Source organism: Erysipelatoclostridium sp. DFI.2.3, from assembly GCF_019132535.1.
Lineage (GTDB): Bacteria > Bacillota_I > Bacilli_A > Erysipelotrichales > Erysipelotrichaceae > Clostridium_AQ > Clostridium_AQ innocuum.
The window spans coordinates 36,965-49,013 of the sequence record NZ_JAHOOJ010000021.1; the positions used below are offsets into that span (position 1 = coordinate 36,965).

Below are 12,049 nucleotides of genomic sequence, written 5' to 3' on the forward strand. Positions count from 1 at the left end.
CCTGCGTGCTTTTATTCTTGTGGGTAATCTGTTCATATCTTTATATTCACTTCTGGTTCGATTATCACAGGTGAAAGTCTTATCATACTTAATCTATAATCAACAGGCTTATATGCTGTTTAAAGCTACCGCTTGAACATCCCTATTGATTGGATAATTCTCCAGAGTATTACACAGAATAATACGATTTTCAATCTGATATAGCGACGATTTCAACTGATCAAATCCCTTTGCATCACTTGCTTGAAAAGAAACACCCTGTTTTATTTCTATGAGTGAAAGCCTTCCTTTATAAAGAAGGACAAGGTCAATTTCATTTTGTTTACTATCCCGATAATAATATGCATGAAACGGCTCCTTATTATTTAAAAAGGTTTTTCTTATTTCATTCACTACAAATGTTTCAAAAAAAGCACCGGATAAATTGGAAATACGCAGAGTTTCGGGATAATTCATCTTTATCAGGTAAGCTGCAAGACCTGTGTCACTGAAATACACCTTACTTGATTTTACAACACGCTTCGTTATGGATATATCATTATACGGTTGTAGAAAATATATCAAACCGGTAGATTCCAATATAGAAAGCCAATGCTGTATCGTGTTACTGCTTACTTGCAGTTTTCTGCTCAGGTCAGAAGCATTGATCTGCTGACCTGTAAGAGCAGCAAGATATTGAAGGAAATCATGAAATTTCAGCTTATCCTTTAGGTGTATCAGTTCACTGATATCTCTGTCAATGTACGTATTCACATAATTCTCATAATAGTCAGGCACCGCTTGATCTGTCCGATATAATTCCGGATACATACCCTTTGTAATCAGTTCAAATACATCTTTTACACTTATTTTTATACTTTTCTGATACATTGCTATGCGATCTTTTGAAGGTACAAACGGTAAAGTTTCTCTACCCAGAATTTCATCCAGCCCCAGAGGCACCATTTGAATAACACTGGCTCTTCCTGCAAGGGACTGTGTTACATTTTTCATTAAATGAAACGCCTGTGATCCTGTTAACAGATACATTCCATTGGCATTACCAGTTTCCAGTCTCTTTCTGTTTACAATTTCTTCTATCACTTCAAATAAAACCGGAGCATACTGCACTTCATCTATGATCAGCGGCGTGTCAAACTGCTGTAGGAAATACTTAGGATCAGAAATTGCAAGCTTTCTTTGATCAATATTATCAAGTGACACGTACGCAAAGCCCTTTTCTTTCACGAACTCATAAGCAAGTGTAGATTTCCCCACCTGCCTTGATCCGGTTAAAATTACAACAGGATACATATCCAAAGCTTTTACTACATGTGGTTTTATAGCCCTTTTCAACATGAACAGTCACCTCGTTTCGCACATATTTTAAGTTCAACTTCATAATAACACTAATTTCTTCTTTTTTCAAATATAAAAAATCCGTATGAAAAGCTCCTTTTCAAGTATACCCATGAAAGAGTCCTGTCATCACCATTCTCTTTCCTGTTGCTTTATTATATGAAAAGGACTGGTTCCATCGCTTGAACCAATCCCTTTTCATCTTTATAAGAAATTATTTTTGATCTTAGTAGTAATATTTCACTTTGTCATTCGATTTGAACAGACGAATCTTTTCCTCAACGACTTTTCCACATACTTCCATTGCTTCCGGATAGATTTCCAGAGGTTCACGATAACCTGGATTTTCATTCAGAGTCTTGCGGCACTGTGTATAGAATGCAACCTTGATATCACTGGAGATATTGATTTTACAAATGCCATTATCAACTGCTGCTGCAATCTCTTCGTCTTTATTGCTGGATCCGCCGTGCAGTACCAGTGGTACATCCACCTTGCTGGTAATGTCTTTCAGAATATCAATACGCAGCTCCGGTTTCATATCCTTTGGATAAATTCCGTGAGCTGTACCGATAGCTACGGCAAAGGTATCAATTCCTGTGTCCTCAATGAACTGCTTTGCTTCTTCAGGAACCGTATAGATAACACCCTGTGTTCCGCCCTCAATTGAATTACCGGTTGTACCGATGGTTCCTAATTCTGACTCAACGGATACATTGGCGATATGTGCGGTTTCCACTACTTTTTTCGTAACTGCAACATTTTCCTCATAAGGCAGTGTGGATGCATCAATCATAACAGATGTCATACCTGCACGGATGGCGCGTACTGCTGTTTCATAGGAATCCCCGTGATCCAGATGGATACATACAGGCACATCGGTCTGTGCTGCTTCATAAATCATAGCCTGAATCTGTGCATCTCCTACAAAGTTAAATTCATCCGGACTCATTTCCAGAATAACCGGTGAATTTAATTCCTTTACTTTTTTCATAACAACCTTTAACAGCTGATCGCTTCCGATGTTGAATGCAGGTATTGCAAAATGATTTTTCTGTGCAACTGCAAGTAAATCCTTCATATTCATTAACATAAGTTTAGCTCCTTCTTCCCTTACAGGGATTTTCCTTCCGATTTTGATAATCTGATGTAATGCCTGATAATCTCGCGACTATCAATTTCAACCTGATGCATCATGACCCAGTAATTGATGTTCGGATCTTTTTCCAGATGCTTTTTGATACTGTCAACATTGGCATTCATGAAATCACAGCCGACATTGATTTTGTTAATACCGTATTTTACACAATTTTCTATGTTTTTATCCCCGGAGCCGGAACCTCCATGCAGAACCAGCGGCATTTTGGTAAGCTCCTTGATTTCCTTTAGACGTTCAAAGTCAAATTCTGGAACATAGCCTTCCGGATAGTTGCCATGAGAGGAGCCAAAGGAGATTGCCAGCGCATCAATGCCGGTTTCCTTCGCAAAGCGCAATGCCTGCTGCGGGTCTGTCTTCATGGCATCATTTGTATAATTGCCGCCTTCACTACCACCCATGCATCCGATTTCCCCTTCAACAGATGCATCAAACTGTCTGGCAAATTCTACAATTTCCTTTGTCATTTTGATATTGCCTTCCAGATCATAGCGGGAGGCGTCCACCATGACACTGGAATATCCGTCATGAAGTGCTTTTTTCAAATATCCGATTTCTTCCCCATGGTCGAAATTTAATGCAACTTCAACACTGGCCCGCTGTGCCAGCAGCTTTACGATCGGTGCAATCAGCTCGCTGTCACAGTGATTCACCATATGCTCCTGAACGATATTCACAATGATGGGAGCTCTTAAATCCTGCGCTGCACTTATGACAGCTCTTGCTGTTTCTATATTAAAGCAGTTGATTGCCATGACTGCATAATTTCCTTCGTTGGCTCTTTGCAGCATGCCTTTCATTGATACATACATTGCGATCCCTCTTTCTTTTTATGAGAATGTGATGCCGGAAAGATCCATTTCCTCTTCGACCTCTTCCACCTGAACTTCATCAGCGTCTGTTCTCTTCTTTTTGATAAGTACCAGCAGAACAGCTGTCACACACGTACCGGCCAGCAGTGCGAGCAGGGCTGCGAATGGATTGGTCATGGCCGGGATAACGAAGACACCGCCGGATGGCACGGCACTTCCCACACCCAGAGTAAAGCTGATAGCGCCTGTAACACCACAGCCGATGGAGGTACAGATAACCGTACGAATCAGGTCATTCATAGCAATCGGGATAACACCCTCGGAAATCATGCACAGTCCCATCGGGAAGGCAACCTTGATGTTTTCAACCTCAGTCGATGTATAGATGCGTTTTTTGATGAATTTAGAGATAACAAGGGATAAGGTGATTCCAAGTGGCGGAACCATGGCTGCAAGCACCTTGATTGCTTCCGGCTCCAGAATTCCTTCCAGCAGTAACCCGTCGCAAATAAGATTCGGAACCTTGCTGATCGGACCGCCGAAGTCCAGACATCCAAGGGCACCGATGATAAAGCCGTACAGAACCTTGGAGCTCTGATCCAAACCTGTGATGAAGTTTGTCAGACCTTCTGTTAACCATACGATTGGTGTACCGATTACAAAGTACATCAGTAATCCTGCAATGATGGAAGATAATGTTGGAATGATCATCATCGGCATCAGTGCCTCTGCCCAGTGTGGAACCTTCAGATGCTTTCTGATGAACAATGCGATATAACCGACAATGTAGCCTCCGACCATACCGCCCAGGAAGCCGGCACCCAGGAAGGAAGCAATCTGCCCCATCAGGAAACCTGGAGCAATACCCGGACGATCTGCGATTGAATAAGAAATATAACCTGCGATAAATGATGGAAGAAGACCCATTCCCAATACACCGAGTGATGTCAATGCACTAGGAATCGTCATCTTGCTTAAATCTGTAACTACCTCTCCACCCATCAGATTTCCGATAGCGATCAGCAGACCGGAAGCAACTACCAGCGGCAGCATATAGGAGATGGCGGTGAGGGCATGGCGTTTCAGCTCAGCACCAAATTTTTTCATAATCCTTTTTCCTCTCTTTCTTTATTTGTTTAATTCTGCTTCAATTTTTTGAATCAGCTGCTTCGGTGCCTTCACACACACATTGGTAGGAACCTTTACTGTCTTTTTCCCCTCAAAGCGCTCCGTACCTGTAATGGCGATGTCAATGGCAAGAATGACAACATCTGCGGCTTTGATCTGTTCCGCTGTTAATTCATCCTCAGTACCGATCGTTCCCTGTGTTTCCACATGGATTGTGTGTCCCATACCTTCCGCAGCTCGAATGAGCTTTTCTTTTGCGATATACGTATGAGCGATTCCGGATGTACAAGCTGCAACTGCAACGATATTCATTTGTACGTCCTCCTTTCTTTAACTGTCTATATTATAAAATGTTTCCGACATTCCTTCCGATTCATTGTGGTATTTTTAATACTGCCCTTTTTTTCTTTCCTTTGAAACAGATGGGAAGATAAATGTGGTACTTTTTATTTTCCTGCAAATATCTCCTTTAATTCTTCTACATTCTCTACCTGCAGCAGACGTTCGACTGCCTCATCATTCCCCAGCTTTCTGGCAATATCCGCCAGCAGCAGCATGTGGTTGCGTGCATACTCATGATCATTGCTTACCGCAAACAGGAAAACCAGACGGACGCCCTTATCATCCAGTGTCTCCCATTCAATTTCATGCTTCAGCTTTGCAATTGCGATACCGACCTGTGTCACAGAATCACTTTTTCCGTGCGGAATAGCGATATAATTGCCGATTCCTGTTGTTCCTTCACTCTCGCGCAGATAGATATCCTTCTTGAAGGCCTCCACATCTGCGATATAGCCTGCATCCTTCAGCTTTCCTGCGAGTAATGTTAATACCTCTTCCTTATTTGCCGCCTCTGCGTTTAAGTCGATGATTCTCTCATCCAATACATCTATTAGTTGCATATCATGTTCCTCCTCGTATTTTTTTATGATATAACATTGCAAATCTTCATGTTTATCGCGTATACTTCTGTCGACTACTGTATCAGATAGCGATACAGCTCCAGATTCGATTTTTTACTGCGTATGATTTTCACCTTTTCATCTGTCTCTATCAGCGATATATACTGCTTATAGAATGACTGTATTCTTCGGATTTCCTCATGTGTGGACATTTTAAAGCCCAGCAGGAAGATCACATCCACCCGGTCATCATCCCAGACAATCGGTTCCGGTAATACTGCAATCGCGACATGGGATTCATTCACTTCACTCATGGCTCCATGGGGAAGTGCCACACGGTTTCCGATACTCGTCGTTGTCGCTTTTTCCCGCTCCATGACGGAATCATAGAATTTTCCTGTCACATAGCCCTTCAGCTCCATGCGCTCACACATGTACTTCAACAGCTCTTCCTTCGTATCAAATGACGTATTGATGAACATCAGCTCAGGAGAGAACAGCTGAAAGCAGATCGGCTCAAATGGATTGATTTCCTCCGATACCCGAAGATTCAGATTATCCATGAAGCTGCGAAGCATCCCGATCCCCGTATCACTTAACAGGTTCGGTATGACGATAATGCGTCTGTCTGTTTCCTTTAACAGCTTGGAGCTTATGATGATATCCTCATCCGGATGCTCATACAGCTTGAAATCATGATGACTGATAACCTTCAGACTGCTGATTTCCGGTACGGTTTTGCGAATCCGCTCGCTTAGCAGCTGTGCGTGTCCCAGATTGCTTTCCGCAAGCAGAATGGCACTGTAGCGCTGATTTCGTCTTTCCAGTGCTGATTGTATATACAGCACGATATAGCCGAGCTCATCCTCTGTAATCTGCAGACCGAAGGTGTTCTCAAACATCATGGATATCGACCAGGCCGCACGGAAGACCGTCTTGTATTCGGTTTTGATGAAATTCACAAGCGAATTGCTTTGTGGAGAGCCGTAACGCAGACGGAATATGGTTGGTCGCATATGGAAGATGAGACTTTCCCGCAGCTTGCTGTCATTTGTCAGATCCACTTCCAGAATATTTCCAATCGTAACCAGCATCTCATCAATAAAATTCAGTATTTTCTGATCATATTTTGAGATATTGGAAATCATATCCACAGCATTGTTGATGCCGATGAATTTCGAGCATAAAATCTGCGTTGCCAGAAACATGACATCCTCGTTGGAGAAGATCACATGCATCTTCTCATGCAGCTTTTTGAAGATAGCGATGGTAAACGGATATTCGTTGTAGCGTTCCAGGATTTCCTGATCCTCCTGTGCGATGCGAAGCGGTGTACTGAAATCCTTACGCTGATATGCCAGACAGCAGTAAATGAGTATTTCGTAAAAGGATGTATCTGTGAAACGATAATTCCATTCATTCTCCGTTTCAATAATCGCTTTCTTTATTAAATCGATATCGATATTGGAGAAAAAGTCCTGTGTCTGTCTGCGTGTTTCATCCAGATCATGATCCAGCATGATATAGTCCTTTAATGCGATTCGATAGCTTGTTTCATCATATTTCAGTGAACAGCCGCGGCTTCGTTCGTTGTTGATTTCAATGCCATACGGAGCAAGCCATTTTTCACAGTCTTTCATCACCTTCAATACGGTTGGCGGACTGAGATACAGCTCCTCTGCCAGCTTCTGTGTTGTGATGGTTTCTCTGGGCATCATACGAAAGAATATCTGCAGTGTTTCTCTTACCCGCTGTGTTGCATCATAGCCTACACTGAAGTGCTCGGCACCATCCAGCAGCCGCAGCATTTTTTCCTTCTGCTGCTCGTCCATATTCAGCCAGATTCCGACACGCGGCTTCTTTTCAATGGAGCCTAGCTGATTCTCCTGTAAATAGTTTTGCAGGTGCTCCAGCTTATTTCTGGTTGCCTTTTCCGAAAGAGCAATCATGGAAGCTATTTTACCTGTTGCGACGATATCGCCCTGTACCAGTATCTTCAGTATTTCCTTAATATAGTAATTTTCTTTTTCAGACTTCATAGACACCTCCTGTATCTGCAGTTTCTACACTTGAAGAAACGCAAGACAGGCTGCTCCGAGCAATCCGCTGTCTTCACTCAGGTTTGTTTTTACAACCTTCACCAACGGCTGAATATTCGGATACACCTTTGTTTTCACTCTCTGTTCCACATCCTCTACAAACCCCGGTATCTTGATTGCGACACTGCCGCCAAGAATGACGATTTCCGGATCGACAAACGCATAGATTATGGCAATCGTATTTGCAAGATATTCCTTGGCATCCTCCATAATGTCAATCGCTGTCTGATTTTGCGAACAGGCAAGTGCATATACATCGCCGGCATGCTCAACATCCAAACCGGCTTTTTTTGCGCGTGTTGTAATCGCTGTACCGCTGCAGATAGCTTCCACACCGCCGGGATAAATGGAACCATGGCTGGGACCGTTTCTCCATAACGGAATATTCGCGATTTCATGTGCAAAGCCATGCGCTCCCTGATAGATCTTTTTATCAATGACAAGTCCTGACCCAAGTCCTGTGGAAATGGTCAGAAACTGCACATAGGAGTAGTCTTTCCCCTGACCCAGAACAGCTTCCGCAAGACATGCGAGATTTGCATCATTTTCCAGAAAAACCGGTACCTTTAAACGTGCACTCAGCTCTTTGCTTACCGCAAGACCATGCCAGCCTCCTTTTAAATTGGGAGTGTCCAGAATAATTCCCTGCTTCAAATCCAATGGACCCGGACAGGATAAACCGACTCCTGCGATAGCCACGGAAAAGCTCTGCACCGTCTCCTGAATTTTTTGAAGTGTTGCCTGTGGATTATTTACATCTGTAGGAAACTGTATCCTTTGAATAATCTCATATGCTTCATCAATCAGTGCGATTCTTGTATTCGTTCCTCCGATATCAATTCCTGCTGTATACAATCGTATCCCTCCTTATTTACAAGTTAAGAATACCATGAACCCTTTATTCCCTCAAAAAAATATGGGGAATATAAATGAGGTAGTTTTTCCTTTTTGTCGTTTTTGCAGGAATACATATGAAAAAGACCTGTTTATAGTAAACGCATATCGTTCTTTATAAACAGGTCTTTTAATCCTACTTCAAGCTGAAAGATTCGTTGCTATTCCAAATCCTCACCGTTGGATGCTATCACTTTTTTGTACCAGTAGAAGGAATCCTTCTTGTATCGATTCTTAGTACCATTTCCTTCGTTATCCAGATCTACATAGATAAACCCATAGCGTTTCTTCATTTCACCTGTGGAAGCACTAATCAAATCAATACACCCCCATGGAGTATAGCCTCTTAAATCCACGCCATCCTTCAGTGCTGCATGCATAGCTCTGATATGCTCGCGCAAATAGTCTATGCGATACGGATCATGGATACTTCCATCCTCCTCCAGCGTGTCAATTGCCCCTAAGCCATTTTCTACAACCATAACAGGAATTTCATAACGGTCATAAATATCATTGAGGAAATACTGTAAGCCGTCCGGATCCATCCCCCAACCCCAGTCAGTATATTGAATATACTTATTTTTTACACCGAGGCTGAGATTGCCTGCCCCATCCTTTTCTACGCCCTCATGCGTCGTTACGCAGCTTGTTCCATAATAGGAAAAGGTAAAGAAATCAACGGTTCCCTTTTCCAGCTGCTGCATATCCTTCAATGTACAATCAAGTTCGACATAGTCTTCTTTCCAGATTCGTTTTGCATAGGCCGGATATTTCCCCCGTACCATAACATCACCGCAATAATAAAACGCATCCTGCATCTTTTTTTGTGTTTTCAGGATATCCTTCGGATCGCAGGTCAACGGATAATTACACATCCCTGCCAGCATACATCCCACCTGATAATCCGGGTCAGTCTCGTGCGCTCTTTGCACAGCTCTTGCACTTGCGACGAACTGATAGTGCAGCTGCTGATAATAAGAGGATACCATTTCTCTGGTTGCATTCGGCATCCAGTCTTTCATCATAATCAGGCAATTGATTTCATTAAATGTAAGCCAGTATTTAACCAACCCCTTATATTCCTTAAAAATGACTTCTGTATAGCGATCAAAATAAGCAATCATTTTGCGTTCATTCCAGCCGCCTTCTTCCTCTTCCAAATAAAGCGGTGTATCATAATGTGAAATCGTTACTAAGGGTTCAATATGAAATTTCTTCAATTCCATGAACACGTTTCTGTAGAAATCCAAGCCATCCTGATTTGGTTCATGTTCAATTCCCTGCGGAAAGATCCTTGACCAGGAAATTGACATCCGAAACATTTTAAAGCCCATTTCAGCAAACAATGCAATATCCTCTTTGTAGCGATGGTAGAAATCTATCCCCTCCTGATTGGGATAATAATAGCCATCCAGAACTGCACCTTTTCCTCCCTCAGGAATACCTTCAAACTGAGAAACAGCACCCGTCGTTCCATCCGGCATGCGATAGGTCAGCATTCTCGCCGTATCAGCCGTACCTGCTGTCGTGATATCGGTTCTTGCAGGTCCACGTCCTCCCGCATTCCATCCACCCTCGCATTGATTGGCAGCAGTTGCACCGCCCCATAAAAAATTCTTTGGAAAGTTATTCATAACGTTTTATCATCCTTTCATTCCTCTAGCTTTGCGCCATTGGACGCTATCACCTGTTGATACCAGTAGAAGCTGTCCTTTCGATAACGTTTCATCTCTGCTGTTTTTGCGGCATTATCATCCTCATTACGATCTACATAAACGAAGCCATAGCGTTTTGAAATTCCTTCTCTTGTTGAAACCAGATCAATCGCAGACCATGGACAATAGCCCATGATATCTGCACCTTCCTCGATGCCGATACGCATTTGACGAATTGTTTCCCGTAAATGCTCAATGCGATAGGAATCGTGAATTGATCCGTCCGCTTCCAGTATATCTTCTCTTCCATAGCCGTTTTCCGTTATCAACACAGGAAGGTGATAACGCTGCGTCAGTCTTCTAGCGGTTATGCGGATACAATAGGGATCAAAGCTGTGTCCGTCAGCTTCCGAATTCATAAGATATTCATTTTGCACAGCACGCCCGATACCCGGCTTATCCATCAGCTTCATCAAATAGCTTACTTCTCTGTTATCCGCATGCAGCATAGCTTCATAGTCAATTTCAAAGTACGGCAGATATTCCGTTGTATCATTACCATAGCAATTGAAGCCGATAAAATCCGGATGGCAGGTTCTCATGCATTCAAAATCGCCTTCCTCTGTACGTATCTGAATGTCATTTAATTCAAAGTAGTGATTGACACTTTCCGGATATTTCCCGAATACCAGCGCATCCAGGTAAAAATTATTTCTCAGATCATCCATATTCATTGCGGCGATATAATCGATTGGATTGCACGATTTCGGATAGGATGTTGTAATATTCGGTGCCGGTCCGATTTTCGCATCCGGACACAGCTCATGACAAAGATGAATTGCCTTTGCCTGTGCGACCAGCTGCACATGAGCCTGATTATATAATGCATCTAAATTCTGCACCCTGCCGCTGCCGCCTGTCATATCCACGGCCCCAAAGAAAATCAGCATATTCTGTTCATTGTACGTCAGCCAATATGTAACATCCTCTTTGAATTCCGAAAACAGCACTCTGCAGTAGGCGACATAGGCATCCATCATCCTGCGGTTATTCCAATTCCCGTATTTCTTTTCCAAAGCAAGCGGTAAATCAAAATGAAAGATGGTAACAATGGGTTCTATGTCGTATTTACGACATTCAGCAAATACCGCTTTATAAAAATCTATTCCTTTTTGATTTATCTCATTTTCACCATCAGGCAGGATACGGCTCCAGGAAATGGACATCCTGTATGCTTTGAATCCCATTTCCGCTATAAGTGCAATATCCTCTTTCCAATGATGATAGAAATCGGAAGCGTAATGAAAGGAACAGGTTCCTTCATTCAGTTGCTTGACATCCCAGATAGAAAGTCCGCGTCCATCACAATCATAACCGCCCTCTACCTGCGCGCTGGAAGAGCTGCCGCCCCATAAAAATCCTTCCGGAAACGCCATAGCTAAACCTCCTATGCTTCCAGAGCTTCTGCTTGTTCCTTTTCAATACACTGCTTTTCATAAATTTTGAAGAACGGATACCAGATGATTGTCAGTAATGTTTTGCCAGTGCCCTGTTCGCCGACGATCAATGTACTCATAGCGTCTTCCGGATAAAGAATAGCTGCTTTTGCTAATTGAACAGCATTCTTCAGGCTGCCGTTGACACCAATCAGTTTTGAGAAGCAGGATAAATGCTTTTCTTCCTTTTTACCTTCTTTTAATCTATACAGTACAGGTCTTTGCTTTGATTTTTCCAGAATACCCTGCTTAACACAATCATTTAATATCGCTGAAAGATTGGTTCTCTGTATATTTAAATCAGCCGACAGCTCCTGAGTCGTAAAGCCTTTGAAATCTTCACCCTTTTTTATGGTCATGTCCTGCATATACATTAAAACCATTTCTTTATTTGTCCTCATCTATGATCACCTCGGTTATCAGATAACACCTTCATTTTTATAGTATCATATTTATACTTACCAGTACCGCTAAAAGTATAAGAACATAGTGTATAACAGGTTATACAGTATCACAAGAGCTTTGCATGAAACTGCACCTTGCTGTTCACTCATATGTGCGAGAACAGC

The 12,049-nt window shown here is 42.5% G+C and carries 11 protein-coding genes; all 11 read right to left on the reverse strand.

Features of this window, described 5'->3' with window-relative positions:
- Positions 1-108: 108 nt before the first annotated feature.
- The 11 genes from KSZ58_RS17660 to KSZ58_RS17710 all read right to left on the reverse strand — a co-directional run bounded on the left by KSZ58_RS17660 (position 109) and on the right by KSZ58_RS17710 (position 11,881).
- Positions 109-1,293 carry an ATP-binding protein gene (locus KSZ58_RS17660; RefSeq protein ID WP_224720942.1) on the reverse strand — a complete coding sequence of 395 codons (1,185 nt, stop codon included), beginning with the start codon at positions 1,291-1,293 and terminating at the stop codon, positions 109-111.
- Between the two features lie 271 nt (positions 1,294-1,564).
- Positions 1,565-2,431 (reverse strand): ketose-bisphosphate aldolase, encoded by an 867-nt coding sequence (locus KSZ58_RS17665; RefSeq protein ID WP_008816204.1) that lies wholly within the window; start codon positions 2,429-2,431, stop codon positions 1,565-1,567.
- A gap of 20 nt (positions 2,432-2,451) precedes the next feature.
- The gene (locus tag KSZ58_RS17670; RefSeq protein WP_008816203.1) at positions 2,452-3,306 is read right to left on the reverse strand and encodes a class II fructose-bisphosphate aldolase; all 855 of its coding nucleotides are present in this window, start codon (positions 3,304-3,306) and stop codon (positions 2,452-2,454) included.
- An 18-nt stretch (positions 3,307-3,324) separates the two neighbouring features.
- Entirely contained in the window at positions 3,325-4,413 is a 1,089-nt protein-coding gene (locus KSZ58_RS17675; protein WP_002606526.1) for a PTS fructose transporter subunit IIC, read from the reverse strand.
- Between the two features lie 21 nt (positions 4,414-4,434).
- Positions 4,435-4,746 carry a PTS fructose transporter subunit IIB gene (locus KSZ58_RS17680; protein ID WP_002606527.1) on the reverse strand — a complete coding sequence of 104 codons (312 nt, stop codon included), beginning with the start codon at positions 4,744-4,746 and terminating at the stop codon, positions 4,435-4,437.
- Between the two features lie 134 nt (positions 4,747-4,880).
- On the reverse strand, positions 4,881-5,336 hold the full coding sequence (locus tag KSZ58_RS17685) for a PTS sugar transporter subunit IIA (protein WP_002606528.1): 456 nt from the start codon (positions 5,334-5,336) through the stop codon (positions 4,881-4,883).
- 74 nt (positions 5,337-5,410) lie between these two features.
- Complete coding sequence (locus KSZ58_RS17690; protein WP_044904369.1) at positions 5,411-7,375, reverse strand: transcription antiterminator; 1,965 nt, start codon at positions 7,373-7,375, stop codon at positions 5,411-5,413.
- Between the two features lie 24 nt (positions 7,376-7,399).
- Positions 7,400-8,290, reverse strand: a complete 891-nt coding sequence (locus KSZ58_RS17695; protein ID WP_142419853.1) for an ROK family protein — start codon at positions 8,288-8,290, stop codon at positions 7,400-7,402.
- A gap of 200 nt (positions 8,291-8,490) precedes the next feature.
- Positions 8,491-9,963, reverse strand: a complete 1,473-nt coding sequence (locus tag KSZ58_RS17700; RefSeq protein WP_009588465.1) for a glycoside hydrolase family 1 protein — start codon at positions 9,961-9,963, stop codon at positions 8,491-8,493.
- A 17-nt stretch (positions 9,964-9,980) separates the two neighbouring features.
- The gene (locus KSZ58_RS17705) at positions 9,981-11,420 is read right to left on the reverse strand and encodes a glycoside hydrolase family 1 protein (protein ID WP_021420187.1); all 1,440 of its coding nucleotides are present in this window, start codon (positions 11,418-11,420) and stop codon (positions 9,981-9,983) included.
- 11 nt (positions 11,421-11,431) lie between these two features.
- Positions 11,432-11,881 carry an RNA polymerase subunit sigma-54 gene (locus KSZ58_RS17710; protein WP_009270015.1) on the reverse strand — a complete coding sequence of 150 codons (450 nt, stop codon included), beginning with the start codon at positions 11,879-11,881 and terminating at the stop codon, positions 11,432-11,434.
- Positions 11,882-12,049 lie beyond the last annotated feature (168 nt).

Coding starts and splice junctions, on each gene's coding strand:
- KSZ58_RS17705 (WP_021420187.1), bottom strand. CDS start 11,420: ATGGCGTTTCCGGAAGGATTTTTATGGGGCGGCAGCTCTTCCAGCGCG.
- KSZ58_RS17660 (WP_224720942.1), bottom strand. CDS start 1,293: ATGTATCCTGTTGTAATTTTAACCGGATCAAGGCAGGTGGGGAAATCT.
- KSZ58_RS17675 (WP_002606526.1), bottom strand. CDS start 4,413: ATGAAAAAATTTGGTGCTGAGCTGAAACGCCATGCCCTCACCGCCATC.
- KSZ58_RS17700 (WP_009588465.1), bottom strand. CDS start 9,963: ATGAATAACTTTCCAAAGAATTTTTTATGGGGCGGTGCAACTGCTGCC.
- KSZ58_RS17690 (WP_044904369.1), bottom strand. CDS start 7,375: ATGAAGTCTGAAAAAGAAAATTACTATATTAAGGAAATACTGAAGATA.
- KSZ58_RS17670 (WP_008816203.1), bottom strand. CDS start 3,306: ATGTATGTATCAATGAAAGGCATGCTGCAAAGAGCCAACGAAGGAAAT.
- KSZ58_RS17665 (WP_008816204.1), bottom strand. CDS start 2,431: ATGTTAATGAATATGAAGGATTTACTTGCAGTTGCACAGAAAAATCAT.
- KSZ58_RS17680 (WP_002606527.1), bottom strand. CDS start 4,746: ATGAATATCGTTGCAGTTGCAGCTTGTACATCCGGAATCGCTCATACG.
- KSZ58_RS17710 (WP_009270015.1), bottom strand. CDS start 11,881: ATGAGGACAAATAAAGAAATGGTTTTAATGTATATGCAGGACATGACC.
- KSZ58_RS17685 (WP_002606528.1), bottom strand. CDS start 5,336: ATGCAACTAATAGATGTATTGGATGAGAGAATCATCGACTTAAACGCA.